Source organism: Stenotrophomonas beteli, from assembly GCF_001431665.1.
GTDB classification, from domain to species: Bacteria; Pseudomonadota; Gammaproteobacteria; order Xanthomonadales; family Xanthomonadaceae; genus Stenotrophomonas; species Stenotrophomonas beteli.
Genome location: NZ_LLXV01000053.1, coordinates 1 through 19,822 on the forward strand (window position 1 = coordinate 1; position 19,822 = coordinate 19,822).

At 67.3% G+C, this 19,822-nt stretch carries 14 protein-coding genes and 3 tRNA genes; 7 read left to right on the forward strand and 10 right to left on the reverse strand.

The genetic code is table 11. The features are described from left to right. Positions 1-349 precede the first annotated feature (349 nt). The 3 genes from rlmB to rnr all read right to left on the reverse strand — a co-directional run bounded on the left by rlmB (position 350) and on the right by rnr (position 4,258). On the reverse strand, positions 350-1,093 hold the full coding sequence (rlmB, locus tag ARC23_RS13500) for a 23S rRNA (guanosine(2251)-2'-O)-methyltransferase RlmB (RefSeq protein ID WP_057497671.1): 744 nt from the start codon (positions 1,091-1,093) through the stop codon (positions 350-352). A gap of 94 nt (positions 1,094-1,187) precedes the next feature. After that, a complete protein-coding gene (locus ARC23_RS13505) occupies positions 1,188-1,670 on the reverse strand; it encodes a GFA family protein (RefSeq protein ID WP_057497672.1) in 483 nt (160 codons plus the stop codon). A 122-nt stretch (positions 1,671-1,792) separates the two neighbouring features. Continuing rightward, positions 1,793-4,258 (reverse strand): ribonuclease R, encoded by a 2,466-nt coding sequence (gene rnr, locus ARC23_RS13510; RefSeq protein ID WP_057497673.1) that lies wholly within the window; start codon positions 4,256-4,258, stop codon positions 1,793-1,795. 128 nt (positions 4,259-4,386) lie between these two features. Between rnr and ARC23_RS13515 the strand changes: the two genes are divergently transcribed. Next, positions 4,387-4,471: transfer RNA gene (locus ARC23_RS13515), tRNA-Leu, on the forward strand. Between the two features lie 150 nt (positions 4,472-4,621). Next, positions 4,622-4,706 (forward strand) — tRNA-Leu (locus ARC23_RS13520). 139 nt (positions 4,707-4,845) lie between these two features. On the opposite strand, the gene ARC23_RS13525 is transcribed toward ARC23_RS13520, so the two are convergent. Beyond that, complete coding sequence (locus tag ARC23_RS13525; protein WP_057497674.1) at positions 4,846-5,592, reverse strand: sulfite exporter TauE/SafE family protein; 747 nt, start codon at positions 5,590-5,592, stop codon at positions 4,846-4,848. Positions 5,593-5,691: 99 nt separating this feature from the next. Between ARC23_RS13525 and ARC23_RS13530 the strand changes: the two genes are divergently transcribed. Further along, positions 5,692-6,591: a LysR family transcriptional regulator gene (locus ARC23_RS13530; protein ID WP_057497675.1), complete on the forward strand. Its 900-nt coding sequence runs from the start codon at positions 5,692-5,694 to the stop codon at positions 6,589-6,591. 50 nt (positions 6,592-6,641) lie between these two features. Next, positions 6,642-6,726 (forward strand) — tRNA-Leu (locus ARC23_RS13535). A gap of 157 nt (positions 6,727-6,883) precedes the next feature. Here the strand turns inward: ARC23_RS13535 and emrB are convergent. From emrB to emrR, 4 genes are read right to left on the reverse strand one after another with little or no spacing between them, the layout of a single operon-like run. Continuing rightward, positions 6,884-8,470, reverse strand: coding sequence for a multidrug efflux MFS transporter permease subunit EmrB (emrB, locus tag ARC23_RS13540; RefSeq protein WP_057497676.1), 1,587 nt, complete (start codon positions 8,468-8,470; stop codon positions 6,884-6,886). Positions 8,471-8,477: 7 nt separating this feature from the next. Continuing rightward, positions 8,478-9,659: a multidrug efflux MFS transporter periplasmic adaptor subunit EmrA gene (gene emrA / locus ARC23_RS13545; RefSeq protein WP_057497677.1), complete on the reverse strand. Its 1,182-nt coding sequence runs from the start codon at positions 9,657-9,659 to the stop codon at positions 8,478-8,480. 11 nt (positions 9,660-9,670) lie between these two features. Further along, positions 9,671-11,164 carry a multidrug efflux transporter outer membrane subunit EmrC gene (gene emrC, locus ARC23_RS13550; protein WP_057497678.1) on the reverse strand — a complete coding sequence of 498 codons (1,494 nt, stop codon included), beginning with the start codon at positions 11,162-11,164 and terminating at the stop codon, positions 9,671-9,673. Next, on the reverse strand, positions 11,161-11,604 hold the full coding sequence (emrR, locus tag ARC23_RS13555) for a multidrug efflux system transcriptional regulator EmrR (protein WP_005408766.1): 444 nt from the start codon (positions 11,602-11,604) through the stop codon (positions 11,161-11,163). The genes emrC and emrR overlap by 4 nt, the downstream gene beginning before the upstream one ends. 172 nt (positions 11,605-11,776) lie before the next feature. On the opposite strand from emrR, the gene ARC23_RS13560 reads away from it, so the two are divergent. Together ARC23_RS13560 and parC are read left to right on the forward strand one after the other, a co-directional pair. Continuing rightward, a complete protein-coding gene (locus ARC23_RS13560) occupies positions 11,777-12,658 on the forward strand; it encodes a helix-turn-helix domain-containing protein (RefSeq protein ID WP_203226363.1) in 882 nt (293 codons plus the stop codon). A gap of 59 nt (positions 12,659-12,717) precedes the next feature. Continuing rightward, positions 12,718-14,961 carry a DNA topoisomerase IV subunit A gene (gene parC, locus ARC23_RS13565; protein WP_057497680.1) on the forward strand — a complete coding sequence of 748 codons (2,244 nt, stop codon included), beginning with the start codon at positions 12,718-12,720 and terminating at the stop codon, positions 14,959-14,961. Between the two features lie 311 nt (positions 14,962-15,272). Here the strand turns inward: parC and bfr are convergent, their stop codons facing one another. Continuing rightward, positions 15,273-15,761, reverse strand: a complete 489-nt coding sequence (gene bfr / locus ARC23_RS13570; protein WP_005415872.1) for a bacterioferritin — start codon at positions 15,759-15,761, stop codon at positions 15,273-15,275. A gap of 123 nt (positions 15,762-15,884) precedes the next feature. Here bfr and ARC23_RS13575 point away from each other — a divergent pair, with 123 nt between their 5' ends. Next, positions 15,885-18,212 (forward strand): penicillin acylase family protein, encoded by a 2,328-nt coding sequence (locus ARC23_RS13575; protein WP_057497681.1) that lies wholly within the window; start codon positions 15,885-15,887, stop codon positions 18,210-18,212. A 122-nt stretch (positions 18,213-18,334) separates the two neighbouring features. Here the strand turns inward: ARC23_RS13575 and ARC23_RS13580 are convergent, their stop codons facing one another. Further along, on the reverse strand, positions 18,335-19,723 hold the full coding sequence (locus ARC23_RS13580) for a cation:proton antiporter domain-containing protein (RefSeq protein WP_057497682.1): 1,389 nt from the start codon (positions 19,721-19,723) through the stop codon (positions 18,335-18,337). Positions 19,724-19,822: the final 99 nt, after the last annotated feature.

Genomic DNA, 19,822 nt, shown 5'->3' on the forward strand with positions numbered 1-19,822 from the left:
GGAGTTATCAACCTGGGGCATTCCGGCTGGGACATCGGGGGGTTGTTTAGTTGGGCGGGGCGGCGCCCGGCACCCGCAGAGGCCAGATCACAAGCAACTGGGGGTTTCTTGCGGGAGGGCGGGGTGGGTCCGGTGGGAGGGGACGCCGTGAACCCATCCCTGGGGGCTTGGTCGCCGCATCCATGCGGCTCACACCCCTGCCACCGGACCCACCCCGCCCTCGACAGACTTCCGCGATCTGCCGGAATCTGCTGCTGATGGTGGGTGCCGACCGTTGGTCGGCACGGACCCTGACCCCGGTTCTGCTCTGGTAGGTGTCGACCTTGGTCGACACGGTCCCTGCTGCCGATCAACCGCGCTGGCGCACAGCCTCGAACAGGCTGACGCCAGCGGCGACGGAGACATTCAGGCTCTCGATCTCGCCCGGCATCGGGATCTTGACCAGGCCATCGCAGTTCTCGCGGGTCAGGCGGCGCAGGCCATCGGCTTCGCCGCCCAGCACCAGCGCGATGTTGCCCTTCAGGTCCAGCTGGTACAGCGAGGCAGTGGCTTCACCGGCCAGGCCGTAGATCCACACGCCCTGCTTCTGCAGGTCCTTCAGGCAGCGCGAGAGGTTGGTCACCGCCACCACCGGGATGAGATCGGCGGCACCGGCCGAGGTCTTGCGCACGGTGGCATTGACCGTGGCCGACTTGTCCTTCGGAATGATCACCGCAGTGGCGCCGGCGGCGGCGGCCGACCGCAGGCAGGCACCCAGGTTGTGCGGATCCTGCACCTCGTCCAGCACCAGCAGCAGGGCCTTGCCCTCAGCGGCGGTGACCAGGCCTTTCAGCTCGTTCTCGCTGTAGGTGCGGGCGGCCGCATAACGCGCGGCCACGCCCTGGTGGCGCACCGAACCGCCCACGCCGTCCAGCGCCTGTGCGTTGACCTTGCGCACATCGATGCCCTTGCGGCGGGCATTTTCCTCGATCTCGGTCAGGCGCGGGTTCTTCGCACCGGCCTCGACCAGCACTTCGCGGACGTTCTCGGCGTCGTTCTCGATGGAGGAGGCGACGGCGTTGACGCCGACGATCCACTGGCTGTTCTTGCTCATGCGGGCGGGGACCGGAAAGGGGGTGGCTATGGTAGAGCATCGGCGGCGGCCGCGCTTCAAGGCAGCCGAGCATGGGCTCGGCTCTACACAAACCTCAACGGCTGCGCGGCGGCCAGTGCGGGGTGTCGTGGTCGGGGTGCTGGTGGGACACGATCGTGGCCAGGAAATCCAGCGCGGCGATGTCATCCTCGGTACGTCGCGCCGGCAGGCTGGCCAGGCTGTCGACGAACGGCAGCTTGCGCTCTACCCCGTACTGGATCGTCGGCGGCAGCCGCTCGGGCTGGTCGAAAGCGCCCGCCGCCACCGCCATGCCGTCCGGGGCTTCGTAGGTCAACGGCGTGCCGCAGTCGGCGCAGAAGCCACGGCGCACGACGTTGGACGACTGGAAATAGCGCGGCTGGCCGCGGGTCCAGCTGAACTGCACCCCGCGCACCGAGACCAGCGGTGCGTAATAGGCGCCGAACGCCTTCTGGCACATCCGGCAATGGCAGATCGAGCTGTCGGCCAGCTCGCCGCGCGCCTGGAAGCGGATCGCGCCGCACTGGCAGCCGCCGCTGTACTCGGGTTGGCCCTGCATCTGCGGTCCTCCGTAACGTCGTGCCAACCAAGGTTGGCACCTACCGGGTGAGGTTGGCACCTACCAGGCCAGGTGGGTGCCGACCGGGTGAGATGGGTGCCGGCCGTTGGTCGGCACACCTTTCAATACTGCTTCTTGGTGCGCTTGGCCGGCTTTCCACGCTCTGGCAGCGGCGGCAGGCCATCGCCGTCGTCCTCCCCCTTGTGTTCAACCAAGCGGAAGTCGATCTTGCGCTCTTCCATGCTGGCCTTCAGCACCAGGATGCGCACGCGGTCGCCGAGCCGGTAGCTGCCGCCGCGGCGTTCGCCGGTCAGCGTCTTGCGGGTGGCGTCGAACTTGTAATAGTCCTGCGGCAACTGGGTGACATGCACCAGGCCCTGCACCTTGGATTCGTCCAGTTCCACGAACAGGCCGAAGCTGGTCACGCCACTGATCACACCGTCGAACTGGCCGCCGACGTGCTTCTCCATCCACGCCGCGCGGTAACGCTCGTCGACCTCGCGCTCGGCCTCATCGGCACGGCGCTCACGCTCGGAACACTGCAGCGCCAGCGCAGCCATCTCGCGAGCGTTGTAGGTGAACGTATCCAGCGGCTTGCCAGACAACGCGTGCTTGATCGCGCGGTGCACCAGCAGATCGGGGTAACGGCGGATCGGCGAGGTGAAGTGCGCGTAGGCCTCCAGCGCCAGGCCGAAGTGGCCGTGATTTTCCGGGCTGTAGATCGCCAGGCTCTGGCTGCGCAGCAGCACCGATTCCAGCAGCGTGGCATCGGGGCGGTCTCGGATTTTCTTCAGCAGCTTGGTGTAATCGCCCGGGCGCACCTTCGACCATGGCGGCAGGCTCAGCTTGAACTCCTTGAGGAATTCGAGCAGGTCGGCGTACTTGGTTTCCGGCGGCTTCTCGTGGATGCGGTACGGGGCCGGCACATGGCGCGACAGCAGGTACTTCGCCGCCTCCACATTGGCCGCGATCATGCATTCCTCGATCAGCTTGTGCGCGTCGTTGCGCACCAGCATGCCGGCCTGGGTCACTTCACCGCGGTTGTCCAGCACGAAGCGCACTTCGCTGCTTTCGAACTCGATGGCGCCACGCTTGGCACGCGCCTTGGACAGCACCTTGTACAGCTGGTGCAGGCGCTGCACCTGCGGCAGCAGGTCACCCATCCAGGCCTTGGTATCGGCATCGTCCTCGCCCACCGCCTTCCACACCTGGGTGTAGGTCAGGCGCGCATGCGAGTTCATCACCGCTTCGTAGAAGCGCGAATGGGTGACCAGGCCGTCGCGGTCGATCTGCATGTCGCAGACGAAGCACATGCGGTCGACCTTCGGCATCAGCGAGCAGATGCCGTTGGAGAGCGTCTCCGGCAGCATCGGTACCACGAAACCCGGGAAATACACCGAGGTGGCGCGCTTCTGCGCCTCCTCGTCCAGCGGCGTGCCGGGGCGCACGTAATTGGAGACATCGGCGATCGCCACCACCAGGCGGAAGCCTTCGGCATTCGGCTCGCAGTACACCGCGTCGTCGAAGTCCTTGGCGTCCTCACCATCGATGGTGACCAGCGGCGTGCTGCGCAGGTCCACGCGGCCGCCAATCATCGCCGGCTCGACCACCAGCGGCACCGAGGCCGCTTCGTCCAGCACCTCCTGCGGGAACTCGAACGGCAGCTCGTGGCCATGAATGGCGGTCTCCACCACCAGCGAGGCGGTCAGCTTGTCGCCGAGCACGGCGATGATGCGGCCGATCGGCGGGCGGCGGCTGTCCGGGGCCTGGGTCAGTTCGCAGACCACCAGCTGGCCGTCGCGCGCGCCCCCGGTCTGGTCCGGCGGTACCTGCACGTTGCGCTGGATGCGCTTGTCGTCGGGCACCACGTAACTGATGCCCATCTCGACGCTGAAGCGACCGATCAGGCGGGTCATGCCGCGTTCGAGCACACGGGCGATGCTGCCTTCGCGACGGCCGCGATGGTCGATGCCGGTCACCCGGGCCAGCACCTTGTCACCGTGCAGGACCTTGCGCATTTCATACGGCGGCAGGAACAGATCGTCGCCGCCCTCGACCGGGCGCAGGAAGCCGAACCCTTCCGGGTTGGCGATCACCACGCCGGTGACCAGGTTCAAGGTCTGGATCGGGGCGAAGCCGCCGCGGCGGTTCTGCACCAGCTGGCCATCGCGGACCATGGCGCCGAGCCGGCGCGACAGCGCCTCGGCCCGGTCCGGGGCGGTCAGGCCCAGGCGCGCGCCCAGTTCTTCGGCGGTCTGCGGCCCTTCACAACGCTCCAGCAGGGCCAGGATGGCCTCGCGGCTGGCGATGGGCTGTTCGTACTTCTCGGCCTCGCGGGCGGCATAGGGATCGTTGATCACCTTGCCGGTGGGCGGCAGCTTGCGGCCCGGGGCCGGGCCCGGTGCGCTGGCCTCTGCACTGCGGACCTTGCGGCCACGTGGCGGCGCACCGCCTTCATTCAATTCGGGGAACCAGCCCGGCAGCGGCTTGCCCGGCTGGGGGGTGCGGGCTGCGCCCGCCTTGGCGCCCTTCTTCGGGGCCTGGCTGCGGGACGTGCGCCCGCCCTTGCTTGGTTTCTTGGTAGTCATCGCCCCACATGGTAGCCGCTGACGGCGTGCAGAACGGGTCAGTGGCCGTCTTGAAGGCCTTGCGTGAAAAATATTCGGGAAGTCGTTGACAGCCCCCGGATTCATCTTCACAATTGCGCCTCTGGAACGCCCAGGTGGCGGAATTGGTAGACGCACTAGTTTCAGGTACTAGCGGGTAAAACCGTGGAGGTTCGAGTCCTCTCCTGGGCACCAACGAAAAAACTCCTCGCTCCGGCGGGGATTTTTTTTGCCTGTCATCCGGCGGCAGGGTCGGATCCCTTTCCACAGGAAAGGGCCCTGACCCCGGAGCAGCAAAAAGTGTTGACACCCCCGTAACAACACCCCATAATCTCGCTCCTCGACGCCCAGGTGGCGGAATTGGTAGACGCACTAGTTTCAGGTACTAGCGGGTAAAACCGTGGAGGTTCGAGTCCTCTCCTGGGCACCACGTCGAGAATGAGAAAAACCCGCGAAAGCGGGTTTTTTCATGCCCGCAATCCGGGCCTTTGTAGAGTCGAGCCATGCTCGACTTCTGTGATGATCAGTCGAGCGTGGCTCGAGTCTGCAAAAGGCGACCGCGAACGCCATCAGAACAACGGCCGCAACATCAGCTCCAGCCCGAGCAGCAGCAGGAACCCGAGGAAACAAGCGCGGAACATGCGCGCACTGATGCGCTGCCGGATCACCTGCCCCAGCCACATGCCCAACAGCGCCGGCACCACCGCCACAGCGCTCAGACCCAGTTGCTGGATGCCGAACGCACCGTGCAGCACCAGCCCGGCGGTCAGCGCGATCGTCGACACGGTGAACGCCAGGCCCAGCGCCTGCACCAGCTCCTCGCGCTGCAGCCCCAGCGATTGCAGATACGGGACGGCCGGCATCACGAACACACCGGTGGCGCCGGTGACCACACCGGACAACGCGCCGACCAGCGGCCCCAGCCAGCGTTCGCGACGCTGCGGCACACGGAACACCGGCGCGATCAGCGCGTACAGCGCATACACCACCAGCGCCATGCCCAACGCTGCACGCGACCAGGTACGGTCCACCCGCACCAGCAGCGCGGCGGAGCCGAGCGTCACCACCACCACTGCCAGCATCATCGGCCACAGGCGCCGCACGATGTGGCCCAGCGACGGGCCGGACAACAGCTGCCACGCATTGGTGACAAAGGTGGGGATGAACAGCATCGAGGCTGCCGCCACCGGCGACAGCGCGCCACCGAGCAGCCCCATCGCCACTGTCGGCAGGCCCATGCCGGTCACACCCTTGACCACGCCGGCCAGTACGAACACCACCGCTACCAGCAGGTAGAAATACGTTGTATCACTCATGCCCTCATTGGATCGCGCAGGCCTTCGGCGCACAATGCGGTCTTCCCGGCCCTGCCTTCGGCTGGCCCGAAGGCACCGGTATTGCGATGAGGGCATCACATGCGGATGGATATCGCCGACCTGCGCCTGTTCCTGGCGATTGCCGAGGCGGGCAGCATTACCGCCGGCGCGGCGCAGGCCAACCTGGCACTGGGTTCGGCGAGTGAACGCCTGCGCATGATCGAAGCCGATGCCGGCACCCCGCTGTTGAACCGGCATCCGCGTGGCGTCAGCCTGACGGAAGCCGGCGCCGCCCTCGCGCACCATGCGCGCCTGATCCTGCAGCAGCAGGCGCAGCTGCGCGGCGAACTGCAGGCGTTCGCGCACGGTGCGCGCGGCACTTTGCATCTGTATGCCAACACCGCCGCACTGACCCACTACCTGCCCGCACGCCTCGCACCGTGGCTGGCAGAACGCCCGCGCCTGCATGTGGAGCTGCTGGAACGCACCAGCCCGGAGGTCGTGCGTGCGATCCGCGCTGGCCAGGCCGAAGCCGGCATCATCAGCGACGCGATCGATGCGGCGGGCCTGCAGCAGCACGTGGTCGCCGAAGACCCGCTGGTGATGCTGCTTCCGGCCGATCATCGTTTCGCTTCGCGCCGCAGCGTGCCCTTCACCGACGTTGCCGGCGAGACCTTCGTCGCCCTGGCCGATGGCAACGCGTTGCAGACCTACATCGAAGACCAGGCCCGCGCCATCGGCCACCGCCTGGACATGCGCATCCGCATGAAAACCTTCGAAGGCGTGTGCATCATGGTCGGCCACGGCATTGGTGTCGGCATCGTGCCGCGCACCGTTGCCCGCCTGCATCGGCGCAGCACGCACACCGTTGCGGTGCCGCTCGCCGATGCGTGGGCACAACGCCGCCTGTGCGCCTGTTTTGCGCAGTGGACGCAGCTGTCACCGGCGATGCGCAGCCTGCTGCTTCACCTGGGCGTGCAGCCGCAGAAAAATGTGTGAAATGTTGTTGACACACTCCCTGCCGTACCGCACAATTCATCTCCTGAGTCGCCCAGGTGGCGGAATTGGTAGACGCACTAGTTTCAGGTACTAGCGGGTAAAACCGTGGAGGTTCGAGTCCTCTCCTGGGCACCACGACTCAAGATGATCAAACCCGCGAAAGCGGGTTTTTTCGTTTCCGGAATTCGGGAAGTCACACGCCCCCGGGATCCATCCCATGCATCGCATGGATCTACCAGAAGAAAAACCCCGCCTTGCGGCGGGGTTTATGCGTTTCAACGGCAATGATCGATCAATGCCCACCTGCCGAAGCGGCACCGGCACCCGCCCCAAACGGCGGCTTGGCCAGCCACAGGAAGGTGATGATCGCCAGGAAGATCCAGCCCAGCAGGAAGAAGATGTCGTTGAAACCCATCTGCGATGCCTGGTGGTTGATCATGGTGTTCAGTACCGCCGCACCGTGTTGCAGGTCGCCCTGCCCCATCGCGGTGACCTGGTCCTGCATGCCCGGCTGGTAGGCCGAGATGTGTTCGGTCAGGTCGGCATGGTGCACCTGGGTGCGACGCGCCCACAGCCATGTCGTCAGCGATGCCGCGAAGCTGCCGCCCAGCGTGCGCAGGAACGTGGCCAGGCCCGAGCCCGCGGCGATCTCGCGCCCATCCAGATCCGACAGCAGGATCTGCAGCACCGGCATGAAGAACAGTGCCACGCCGATGCCCATGATCAGCTGTACGCCGGCCACGTGCTGGAAGTCCACCTGCAGGTTGAAACCGGAGCGCAGGAAGCTGGTCATCGACAGGAACACGAAGGCAATGGTCGCCAGCATGCGCATGTCGAACCGCGAGGCATACTTGCCCACGAACGGGGTCATGATCACCGGCAGTACGCCGATCGGCGCGGTCGCCAACCCTGCCCAGATCGCGGTATAGCCCATGTCACGCTGCAGCCACTGCGGAATCAGCAGTGCCACGCTGAAGAACGCCGCGTAGGCCACCACCATCGCCAGCGTACCGGCGCGGAAGTTGCGGTGCCGGAACAGCTTCAGGTCGACGATCGGATCCTTGTCGGTCAGTTCCCAGATCAGGAACACGGTCAGCGCCACCACCGCCACGCAGGCCAGCACCACGATCTTCATCGATGAGAACCAGTCCTCGTCGTTGCCCAGGTCGAGCACCAGCTGCAGCGCGCCGACGCCGATCACCAGGGTGACCAGGCCGACGTAGTCCATCTTCGGTTTCTCGATCTGCTCCGGGCGCCCCTTCAACTGGTTGCCCACCACCAGCGCGGCGAAGATGCCCAGCGGTACGTTGATCAGGAAGATCCATTCCCAACTGTAGTTGTCGGTGATCCAGCCACCGAGGATCGGGCCGCAGATCGGCGCCACCACCGTGATCATCGCCAGCAGCGCCAATGCCTGCCCGCGCTTCTCACGCGGGTAGATCGAGACCAGCAGCGACTGCGTGATCGGATACATCGGGCCGGCCACGAAACCCTGCAGCGCACGCGAAACGACCAGCATGCCCATGCTCTGCGCCAGGCCGCACAGCAGCGAGGTGATGACGAAGGCCAGCGTGGCCCAGACGAACAGCTTGCGTTCGCCGAAGCGGCGGCTGAGCCAGCCGGTCAGCGGCAGCGCGATGGCGGTGCTGACCGCGAACGAGGTGATGACCCAGGTCGCCTGCTGCGAACTGGCGCCGAGATTACCGGCGATGGTCGGCAGCGAGACGTTGGCAATGGTGGTGTCGAGCACCTGCATGAACGAGGCCATCGCCAGGCCCACGGTGCACAGGGCGACACTGGGCGGCAGGAACCCGGAGGCCGCACCCGGCGCCGCCGGTGCGCCCGGAGCGCCGGGTGCGGCTGGAGCTTGTGCGGACATGGCGACCTCAGCCCACCTTCGCCTGCTGCTGCGGCAGGTTGCCCTGGATGATCGTGTGGATCACCTCGTCGGCATCATGCAGCTGCTTGGCATACACGTCGGTGTCGAACACCGTGCCCTTGGCTGGCGCGCTCGGCAGCACTTCGCCCTTCTGGTCGCGCAGGCTCACTTCGGCCTTCATCGACAGGCCGATGCGCAGCGGGTGTTCGGCCAGCTGCTTGGCATCGATGGCGATGCGCACCGGCACGCGCTGCACGATCTTGATCCAGTTGCCGCTGGCGTTCTGCGCCGGCAGCAGCGAGAAGGCCGAGCCGGTGCCCAGGCCCAGGCTCTGGATGCGGCCCTTGTACTTCACGTCACCGGCATACAGGTCCGACTTCAGCTCCACTTCCTGGCCCAGGCGCATGTGGCGCAGCTGGGTTTCCTTGAAGTTGGCCTCGACCCACATCTGCTCGGTCGGCACCACGGCCATCAGGGCATTGCCCGGCTGCACGCGCTGGCCGACCTGCACCGAACGACGGGCAACGTAGCCGGTGACCGGCGCGACGATGCCGGCGCGGGCGTTGTTGAGGAAGGCCTGGCGCAGCTGCGCGGCGGCGGCCTGCACATCCGGCTGGGTGGCGATGACGGTGTCATCGACCAGCGCGCGGTTGCGCTCGACGGTCTCGCGCGAACCGGCCACGGCCGCTTCGGCGGCGGCCAGCTCGTCACGGGCGTGGGCCAGTTCTTCGTTGGAAATGGCGCCGGTGGCAGCCAGGTCCTTGCGGCGGGCGAAGTCTTCGCGCACGCGCTTCAGGGTCACCTGGCGGGCGTTCAGGTCCGCCTGCGCGCCTTCCACGCTGCGGTACAGGCCGCGGGTCTGGCGCACGGTCTTGGCCAGGTTGGCCTCGGCCTGCTGCAGCGCCACCGACGTGTCGGACGGGTCCAGCTGCACCAGCAGCTGGCCGCGCTCCACGCGCATGCCGTCATCGGCATTGATGGCGACCACGGTACCGGCCACCAGCGGGGTGATCTGCACCTGGTTGCCCTGCACGTAGGCATCGTCGGTTTCTTCGAACCAACGGCCGAACATGAAGTACCACAGCGCCAGTGCGGCCAGCAGCAGCACGACGATCACGAACAGGCCGCGCAGCAGGTGACCGCGGCGGTTGGGGGCGGCCGGGGCCGCGGTGTCTTGGGTCTGGCTCATGGCAGGGGTCTTCAGGAATGCGAGGAATCGGAATGGGAGGCGATCGGTGCGCGGTCGGCATCAGCGGGCTGGAAACCACCGCCCAGTGCCTTGCTCAGGCGCACCGAGGTCTGGACCTGCTGCGACTGCAGGCCGGCCAGCTGCTGCTGCGACTGCAGCAGGGTGGACTGCGCGGTCAGCACGTCCAGGTAGCTGCCGATGCCGGCGCGGTAGCGCTGCTGGGCCAGGTCGAAGGCCGAGCGTGCGGTATCCACCGCCTGCTGCTGCGAGTGCGCCTGCTGCGCCAGCGAACGCACCGCGTTGACCTGGTCGGCCACGTCGCGCAGTGCGTCGAGCACGGTCTGGTTGTAGTTGGCCACCGCCAGGTCGTACTGCGCATCGGTGCTGGCCAGGTTGGCGCGCAGCTTGCCGCCTTCGAAGATCGGCAGGCTCAGCGCCGGGCCGATGTAGGCGAAGGTGGAGCTGCTCTTCAGCAGGTCACCCAGGTTCGGGGCGACCACGCCGGCCAGCGCGGTCAGGTTGAAGCTCGGGTAGAACTTGGTCTTGGCGACCTTGATCTGCTTGTTGGCCGCTTCCACGCGCCAGCGCGCGGCCACGATATCCGGGCGACGGCCAAGCAGTTCGCTGGGCAGCACGCCCGGCAGCTGCAGCGCCATCGGGCTCAACGGTTGCGGGCGCTGGATCGACAGGCCACGGTCCGGGCCCTTGCCGACCAGTGCCGCCAGTGCGGTGCGGGCCGCGTCGATGCGCTGCTGCGCGGCCTGCACCTGCTGCTGCGCGGCCGGCACGCGCGCTTCGGCCTGGCGCACCTGCAGATCGCTGTCGATGCCGGCGCGGCGACGCTGGCGGGTCAGTTCCAGCGACTTCTGCGAGCGGCTCAGCTCTTCTTCGGCTACGTCGTTGAGCTGCCATGCGTAAGCAAGATCGGCATAGGCCTGGGCAATACCGGTGGACAGGCTCAGGCGTGCGGCCTGGGCTTCGACAGTGGCGGCATGCGCGCCATCCACCGCCGCTTCCCAGGCAGCGCGCTTGCCGCCCCACAGATCGACGCCATAGCTGAAATCGAAGGCAACCTGGCTGCTGCCGCCGTAACGTCCGCCCATTTCGCTGCCGACCATCGACTCCGGCAGGCGCAGGCCGGTGTAGCCACCGGACACCGACAGGCTCGGCAGTTCGTCGGCGCGCGCGGTACCGACCTGGGCCTGGGCCTGGCGCAGGCGCGCATCGGCGGCGTCCAGGCTCGGATGACCAGCCAGCCCTTCGGCGACCAGCGCGTCCAGCTGGGCATCGCCCAACGCCTTCCACCAGTCCTGCGCCGGGAAGCCGGTGGCGCTCAGGTCGGTGTCGGCCAGGGTGCGTTCGCTGTGCAGGCTGTCCACGTCAATCACGTGTCCCTGCGGGGTGAGGCCACGGCTGCTGGCGCAGGCGGCCAGAGCCAGGGCCAGCGCTGACACCAGCAGCGCGCGCCCGGACCGGCGGAGAGGAGAATGCGGGATCGGGTTCATGGGGTCGTCAGGGAATCGCGGATTCGGGTGAGGAGGGACAGCAGCAGCGTGCGCTCGTCGGCGGAAAGATCACGCAGCGCGTAATCCATCACCGCGTCGCCGCGCAGCTTCAGCCGCGCCCACAAGGCGCGGCCTTCATCGGTCAGCACGATCTGCAGGGCGCGACGGTCCTGGGCGTGCGGTTCGCGGCGGACGCAGCCGAGGGCTTCCAGCTTGTCCAGCAGGCGGGTCACCGCGCTGGGGACCTGGTCGATGGCCTGGGCCAGTTCGTTGGCGGTGCAGGGCGCCATATGGGAAAGCACCTTCAACCCGATGTAGTGGGTGAAGCCGATACCCAGATCTTCTTCGGCCATGGACGCGTCGAGTTGCCGGACCAGGCCGTCGCGCACCTGGCGCAGCAGCAGGCCAAAGCTGGGGGGAGTGGTTGCAGGACAGATCATGGGGGAGCATTCTCTTCCAAAAAAAATATTTCTCAATGGAAATATTCGATCTGGCATCGAATGCTGTGTTGCAGCAGTGGGCTGGATCGGTGAAGGCGCCTACCTTAATGATCTGCTCAGGTGGCCCGGTAGTACAATTCAGCCAATGGATGACAGTTTTCCGCCAGCGGACATGATGAACAAGGCAGAAATCCCCCCTCCCAAGCGGCTGTTGCGGGACGACGCGCTGGACTGGTTCGAGCGCAACGACGGCCCGCCGGTGGTCGGTTTCCGCTTCGACAGCCCGCAGGGGCTGGTGCGTGAGGTGGATTGGCACCACCACCAGCGTGCCCAGCTGATCTGCGTCGAACGCGGCCTGCTGACCACCCGTACCTCACACGGTACCTGGTCGCTGGCGCCGGGTTCGGCCGGGTGGATGCCGCCGCTGGAGCCGCATACGGTCACCCTCGACGGCCCACTGCGTGGCTGGGGCATGGCGCTGGCCGCGCCGGCCTGCGCCACCCTGCCCTCCGATCCCTGCGTGCTGGGCCTGTCCAAGCTGGCCCAGGCATTGGCCGACCGCATCTGCGAGTGGCCGCTGGGCTACGACACTACGCCCGAACGCCAGCACATCATCGACGTGCTGCTGGACGAGATCCGTACCGCGCCGCGCCAGCGCATGCACCTGCCGATGCCGCATGACCGGCGCCTGCTGAAGATCGCCTCGCAGCTGCTGGCCGACCCGTCAGACGAGCGCAGCCTGGCCGAATGGGCGCACTGGGCGGGGCTGTCGCCGCGCAGCCTGACCCGCCACTTCCGCGACGAGACCACGCTCAGCTTCGCCCAGTGGCGGCAGCAGGCGCGCCTGGCCGAGGCTCTGCGCCAGCTGACCGATGGTCGCAGCGTGGCCGACATCGCCCACGCGCTGGGCTTCAGCAGCGCCAGCGCCTTCGTTACCGTGTTCCGCCGCCACTTCGGGCTGCCGCCCGGGCGCTACTTGGCGCGGGCCGGGCACGGGCTGGAAACCGGACTGGATCCGGCGCGTGGCTTGGCATCCCCGGCCGCATCCGGATAATCACAGGATTGCGAGCGGCGACCGCCGTCGCCGCCTCCCGACATAGGTAACAACGCCGCATGACCGAACTTGCCCGCCCCGTGTTCCACGGATTCGAACAACTGCCGCTGCGCGAGTACGCCGAACGCGCGTACCTGGACTACTCGATGTACGTGGTCCTGGACCGTGCCCTGCCGTTCCTCGGCGACGGCCTGAAGCCGGTGCAGCGCCGCATCATCTATTCGATGAGCGAGCTGGGCCTGAATGCCGCGTCCAAGCCGAAGAAGTCCGCGCGCACCGTCGGTGACGTCATCGGCAAGTACCACCCGCACGGCGACAGCGCGTGCTACGAGGCGCTGGTGCTGATGGCACAGCCGTTCTCGTACCGCTACCCGCTGATCGAGGGCCAGGGCAACTTCGGCTCCAGCGACGACCCGAAGTCGTTCGCGGCGATGCGTTACACCGAATCCAAGCTGACCCCGATCGCCGAAGTGCTGCTGGGCGAGCTGGGCCAGGGCACCACCGACTGGGCACCGAACTTCGACGGCACCCTGCAGGAACCGACCTGGATGCCGGCGCGGCTGCCGCACCTGCTGCTCAACGGCACCACCGGCATCGCCGTGGGCATGGCCACCGACGTGCCGCCGCACAATCTCAACGAGATCGTCAGCGCGCTGCTGCACCTGCTGGACAACCCCGATGCCAGCGTACGCGACCTGTGCGAGCACGTGCAGGGCCCGGACTACCCCTCCAGCGCCGAGATCATCACCGCCGCCAACGATCTGCGGACCATGTACGAGACCGGCAACGGCAGCGTGCGTGCGCGTGCGACCTTCACCAAGGAAGCCAACAACATCGTGATCACGGCGCTGCCGTTCCAGGTGTCGCCGTCGAAGGTGATCGAGCAGATCGCCGCGCAGATGCGCGCCAAGAAGCTGCCGTGGCTGGAAGACATCCGCGATGAATCCGACCACGCCAACCCGGTGCGCGTGGTGCTGGTACCGCGTTCCAACCGCGTTGATGCCGAGCAGCTGATGGGCCACCTGTTCGCGACCACGGACCTGGAGCGCAGCTACCGCGTCAACCTCAACGTGATCGGGCTGGACGGCCGTCCGCAGGTGAAGAACCTGAAGATGCTGCTCAGCGAATGGCTGACCTTCCGCAGCAACACCGTCACCCGTCGCCTGCAGCACCGCCTGCAGAAGGTCGAGCGCCGCCTGCACCTGTTGGAAGGCCTGCTGGTCGCCTTCCTCAACCTGGACGAGGTGATCCACATCATCCGTACCGAGGACGAACCGAAGGCCGCGCTGATGGCGCGCTTCGGCCTGTCCGAGGAACAGGCCGAGTACATCCTGGAAACCAAGCTGAAGCAGCTGGCCCGCCTGGAGGAGATGAAGATCCGCGGCGAGCAGGACGAGCTGGCCAAGGAACGCGAGAAGATCCTCGGCATCCTCGACAGCAAGGCCAAGCTGAAGAAGCTGATCCGCGACGAACTGACCGCCGACGCCAAGAAGTTCGGCGACGCACGCCGTTCGCCGCTGGTGCAGCGCCAGGCCGCGCAGGCGATCGACGAGACGGAGCTGGTGCCGAGCGAGCCGATGACCGTGGTGCTGTCGGAAAAGGGCTGGATCCGTGCCGCCAAGGGCCATGACGTCGACGCGTCCGCGCTGTCCTACCGCGATGGCGACGCACTGCAGGGGTCGGTGCGCGCACGCAGCACCCAGCAGGTCGCGTTCCTCGACAGCGAAGGCCGCGCCTACTCGACGCCGGTGCACACCCTGCCCTCCGCGCGTGGCAATGGCGAACCGCTGACCGGCCGCTTCTCGCCGGCACCGGGCACCAGCTTCGTGACCCTGGCCAGCGCCGAGCCGGACACCCGCTTCGTGCTGGCCTCCAGCCATGGTTACGGCTTCGTCACCCGCTTCGAGAACCTGATCGGCCGCAACAAGGCCGGCAAGGCGATGCTGAACCTGTCGGCCGGCTCCTCGGTGCTGACCCCGTCGGTGGTCGCCAACGTCGCCACCGACCGCATCGTGGCGGTGACCAGTTCGGGCAACCTGCTGGCGATTGCCGCCAACGACCTGCCGGAGCTGGACAAGGGCAAGGGCAACAAGATCATCGAGATCCCGAAGGCCAAGCTCGCCACCGAACGCGTGGTCGCCATCGTGGCGATCAGCCCGGGGCAGACCCTGCAGGTACGCAGCGGCCAGCGCACCATGGGCCTGAAGTTCAACGAGCTCGACGCCTATCTCGGCGCCCGCGCCACCCGCGGCCACCTGCTGCCGCGCGGCTGGCAGAAGGTGGAAGGGCTGTCGGTGGAGTAAGAGGTACGGGGGTCGGATCCCTTTCCATGGGAAAGGGCTCTGACCCCAGGCACGAAAAAGCCGGGGCATTCCCCGGCTTTTTCGTTGTCGGCTGGCGGGCAGTGGAGCGGCTGGCTGGCGAAGGCTGGCTGGCGGTGCTCCGGTGCTGGCGGGCGACAGAACTTTTGTAGAGTCGAGCCGGGCTCGACTCGGATCCAACAGCAGCCGAGCATGGCTCGGCTCTACATGAAGCGAGGCAGCCGAGCATGGCTCGGCTCTACATGAAGCGAGGCAGCCGAGCATGGCTCGGCTCTGCAGAGAGCGGTGCCGGCTCAGTGCGCCGGGGCGCCGCTGCCGTCGATCTTGCTCAGCTGGTACAGCTCCAGGCCGATGCGCTTGATCAGGCCCAGCTGCTGCTCCAACCACCAGGCGTGGTCTTCCTCGGTGTCCTTCAGCTGGGCCAGCAGGATGTCGCGGCTCACGTAGTCGCCCTTCTCCTCGCACAGCTTCATGCCGGCGGCGAGATTGTTCCGAACGGCGTATTCAGTATCGAGATCCTTCTGCAGCATCTCCTCCACGGTCTTGCCGGGCTCGGTGGCATGCGGGCGCATGTCCGGGTCGCCGCCCAGGAACAGGATCCGGCGCAGCAGCGCATCGGCGTGCTGGGTTTCCTCTTCCATCTCGTGGTTCAGGCGTTCGTACAGCGCGAACAGGCCCTGGTCCTCGTAGCGGCGGGAATGGATGAAGTACTGGTCGCGGGCAGCAAGCTCGCCGCGCAGCAGTTCCTTCAGGCAGGCGATGACGTCCGGGTTGCCTTTCATGGGGGGCTCCTGTGAATCGATGCGGCATAGGGTGACGCATTTCCGGCGACGGTGATCTAATCGGAATCAGTCGCAGTTGCGCCTGCGGCTACAATCGACCCTCGAGCGTGGAAAGGACGTGCGATGCGACGTACATGGCGTTGGGTGCTGGGCGTGTTGATCGCCCTCGTGCTGATCACCGCACTGGTCCTGTGGCTGCTGCTGCGCGGCAGCCTGGCCGACCTGGACGGCGAGCATGCGCTGCCGGGGCTGGCCAGGCCGGTCACCATCGAGCGCGACGCGCTGGGCGTGGTCACCATCACCGCCGGCAGCCAGGCCGACGCGATGCGTGCACTGGGCCGCGTGCATGCGCAGGAACGCTATTTCGAGATGGACCTGATGCGCCGCAGTGCCGCCGGCGAACTGTCGGCGCTGTTCGGCCCGAAGGCCATCGACGCCGACAAGCGGATGCGCGTGCATCGGCTGCGTGCACGCACCGAGGCACACATGGACGCTGCATTGGGCGACAACGGCGATGCCGTGCGCGCCTACGTGGAAGGCGTCAACGAAGGCCTTGCCGATCTCTCCGTGCGCCCGTGGGCCTATCTGCTGCTGCGGCAGTCACCGCAGCCCTGGCAGGCCAGCGACAGCGTGCTGGCCGGGCTGGCCATGTATGCCGACCTGCAGGACCCCGGCAACCAGACCGAGCTTGCACTGAGCCGCATCCGCGCGGTGGTGCCGCCGGCGCTGTACGCATTGATCGCCCACGACGGCACCGAATGGGATGCACCGCTGTTCGGCGAACCGACCGGCAACGCCGCCCTGCCCGATGCCAGCCAGCTCGACCTGCGCACATTGAAGGGAAAATCCGGCACCGCGCAGGAAGAGGTGGACGCCGTCGGCAGCAACAACTTCGCGGTGGCCGGTGCGCTTACCGCCGACGGCCGCGCCATTGTTGCCGACGACATGCACCTGGGCCTGCGCGCACCCGGCCTGTGGTTCCGCGTGCGCTTGCGCTACCCCGACCCACAGGCCGCTGGCGGCCAGGTCGACGTCACCGGCTTCTCGCTGCCGGGCCTGCCGGCAGTGATCGTCGGCAGCAACGGCCATGTTGCCTGGGGCTTCACCAACAGCTACATCGATACGGCCGACTACCGCACTGAACCGGCCAATGCCGCAGTGACCGTGCATGAGGAACGGATTGCGGTGGCCGGCCAGGCCGACGTGCGGTTCCCGGTGCGCGAAACCGCCTGGGGGCCTATCCTGCACACCCATGGCGATGGCAGCGGCGACGCGCTGCGCTGGGTCGCCCAGCTGCCCGGCGCGGTGCGCCTGGACTTCGCTGACCTGGCCCGCGCTGGCGATCTGGACGCTGCCCTGCAGTTCGCCGACCACGCCGGCATTCCCGCACAGAACCTGGTGGTCGGCGACCGCAACGGACGCATCGCCTGGCGCCTGATCGGCGCCCGCCCGGATCGCGGTCCGGGCTGCGCACCGGCCGGCTTCACCGCCGCCCACAACCAGGACTGCGCCCCCTGGCCGATCCGCAGCGATGCCTCGCCGGCATTGATCGACCCACCCAACCATCGCCTGTGGACCGCCAACGGCCGCGTCCTCGACGGCGAGGCACTGGCCCATGCCGGCAACGGTGGCTATGACCTTGGCGCACGCGCGCGGCAGATCCGCGACCTGCTGGCGATCCAGGCGCGCTTCGACGAACACGACCTGCTGGCGATCCAGCTCGACGATCGCGCGGTGTTCCTGCAGCGCTGGTGGGCCCTGCTGCACGACGTCATCGAACGCAGTGACGACCCTGCACTGAAGCGCTTGAAGGAGGCCAGCCATCAATGGGGCGGCCGTGCATCGGCCAGCTCGGTCAGCTACCGGGTGGTGCGTGAATTCCGTACGCAGGTGATGACGACACTGTCCGATGCACTGCTGGCACCAGCCAACGCGCAGCTGGGCGATGACTACCTGGAGCCGCGGCTGGCGCAGCTGGAAGGCGTGGCCTGGCCGATGCTGCAACAGCGTCCGGCCAATCTGCTGCCACCGGCCTTCGACAGCTGGGATGCGCTGCTGATCGACGCCGCGCGCCGCACCGAGAGTGAACTGGGCAAGCAGGGCCCGCTGGCCAAGCGCACCTGGGGCGAACGCAATACGGCGGCGATCTGCCATCCCATCGCACGGGCGCTGCCGGAGGTCGCAAAGCACTGGTTGTGCATGCCCGCCGACCAGCTACCCGGCGACCGTGACATGCCGCGCGTGCAGACGCCGAACTTCGGCGCTTCCGAGCGCATGGTGGTTTCGCCGGGCCACGAGGCCGATGGCATTGTGCATATGCCCGGCGGCCAGAGTGGCCATCCACTGTCGCCCTACTGGGGTGCCGGCCACGAAGACTGGGTGCATGGCCGGCCGACCCCATTCCTGCCCGGCAAGGCGCAGCACACCATGACGCTGGTGCCAGCGCGCTGACGGTGGCGCCCGCATGCCCCAGGGTGCGCTGCACGCTGTAGTGCCGAGCCCACGCTCGGCTCCGCGACAGACGCAGCCGAGCATGGGCTCGGCTCTACAGAATGCCCGTGCGGCGCTACCGGTCAGCCCTTGCGTCGCTCGATCAGGTTCAGCAGTGGTCCGGTCATCGCCGTGGTCACCAGCGCCATGATCACCAGCACCGCGAACAGGCGGTCGCCGAGCAGGCCCAGCTCGTAACCCAGGTTGAGCACGATCAGTTCCATCAGGCCGCGGGTGTTCATCAGCGCACCCAACCTCCAGGCTTCACGCGCTGGCATGCCGGCACTGCGCGCCGCACTGAAGGTGCCCAGCAGTTTGCCGGCGGTAGCCACTGCGATCACCACCACGCAGAGCACGATGTCGCTGGCCTGCAGCGCATCGGCGCGCATGCGCAGCCCGGTCATGGCGAAGAACAACGGCAGCAGCAGCGTCACCGCGAAGGGTTCGACGCGGGCCATCAGCAGCTCACGCAGCTGCACGTTGGACGAGACTGCGACGCCGGCAGCGAATGCACCAAACAGGGCATGGATGCCCAGCATTTCGGTCACCAGCGCGCTGGCCAGCGACAGCAGCAGGATGCCCAGCAGCCACCGTCCTTCGCGGCCCGCTGCGATCTGCTGACGGGCAAACCAGGGTTTCACCAGCCCCAGCATCAGCGCCACGAACACCACCACGCCCAGCAGGTTGAGGCTGGCCGACAACCAGCCGCTGACCTGGGCGGCGGCGACGATCAATGCCAACAGGCACCAGGCGGTGGCATCGCCCAAAGCGGCACAGGCGATGGCGGTCTGGCCCAGCGCTGTCCGGGTAATACCGCGGTCGGCGAGGATGCGCAGCAGCACCGGGAACGCGGTGATGCTCATCGAGATGCCGACAAACAGCGCGAATGCGGTGAACCCCACCCCGTGCGGGCCATGCTGCGGGTACAGCCAGATCGCCAGTGCGACGCCCAGCACGAACGGAACCGCGATGCCGGCATGACTGACGGTGAAGGCAAAACGGCGGCGGCCACGCAGCGCCGCCAGGTCCAGCTCGGCACCGGCGACCAGCAGGAACATCAGCACACCCAGCTGGCTGAGCATGCCCAGCGGCCCCAGCGAACTGGCCGGGAACAGCGCCCCGTGCAACTGAGGCAGCGCACTGCCGAGTACCAGCGGGCCCATCATCAGGCCGGCCGCCATTTCCCCGATCACCGCCGGTTGGCCCCATCGCTTCAGCAGTGCGCCGGCGCCCTTGGCCACCAGCAGCAGCACCAGCAGCTGCAGCAGGAACAGGCCCAGCGGCGACGCCAGGTGCTGCGCCCAGCCACCCTCAGCGGCAACCGTGGCAGGGGCAGCCGCCTGCGGCGTTCCGGGCCCGGCGTAACAGGCCAGCAGCACGCCAGCCAACAGTGGCACGCCGGCCCAGGCCAGGTAGCGCCATCCCCATTTCGTGGGCGACACGTCGCCGCCTGCCTGTACGTCCATGAACATTCCCCAATGTGCAGGGGGCGATGATACAAAAAGGGGACGGAGGGGATTAAGGCGCTAATGGCACAAACGACTTAATCCCCTCCGTCCCCTTTTTGGGGT